A 710-nucleotide genomic window follows, 5' to 3' on the forward strand; every position below is an offset into this window, starting at 1 on the left:
CTGGAACGCATGGGGACCCCATCACCGTCGCGAAAACGATGGAACTCCCATAACCAGCACTTTGTAAAATTAGTTCCCTGATGTGCCCTTAGATCCGGAAAGACTCGATAGCTCAGGCATCGACGCATGCAAAAAGGCCCGCCCTCCACGTGGAGAAGCGGGCCGAGTGAGTACGGGTCGTGAGCCTAAACAACCGTGCGAGCGGCCGGGGGGTTCCAGTCCTGGGTACTCACCTATGCCATCCCGCGCGGAAGTGGTATCTTTAGTTCTCACGCAAATCAGGAGGTCAAGGTGAGTGCTCAGGAACTGCTACGCCTGCTAAAAGACGCTGAAGCTAACCCAATTCTAAAAGCGACCATCACCAAGGAACTCTCCCAGGTGAATGATGCTTCATCTGCGTCAGCAGCCCTGAAAGCGCTTGGCTACGATGTGTCAGCCGATGAGATCCAGGCGGCCAATACTGGCGTGTTTGAGCTGAGAGACGACGCTCTCGACCGCGTCGTCGGGGGCGCTCCCACGGCTCGCTTCAACTCGATTAGCACCTTTGACCCCACCCAGCGCCGCTATACGTGACGCTCGGCAGGCAAAAGGAAACCCGCCACACCGGTGCAGTCGCGAACGGTGCTCTGGTGCATGGAGATAGGAGATCAGAGCGTTGGCTTTGTACTTTGATCGTCAGGCGACGCGGACGGACTCCGGGCGTCCGAGGT

1 protein-coding gene is annotated in these 710 nt (G+C 57.9%); it reads left to right on the forward strand.

Annotation, left to right across the window (positions count from 1 at the left end; translation table 11 throughout):
* The first annotated feature begins 291 nt into the window (after nt 1–291).
* A complete protein-coding gene (locus tag JUB11_RS32460) occupies nt 292–573 on the forward strand; it encodes a hypothetical protein (protein WP_207462936.1) in 282 nt (93 codons plus the stop codon).
* Nucleotides 574–710: the final 137 nt, after the last annotated feature.

It is taken from the genome of Azospirillum sp. SYSU D00513, from assembly GCF_017356015.1.
Classification (GTDB): domain Bacteria; phylum Pseudomonadota; class Alphaproteobacteria; order Azospirillales; family Azospirillaceae; genus Azospirillum.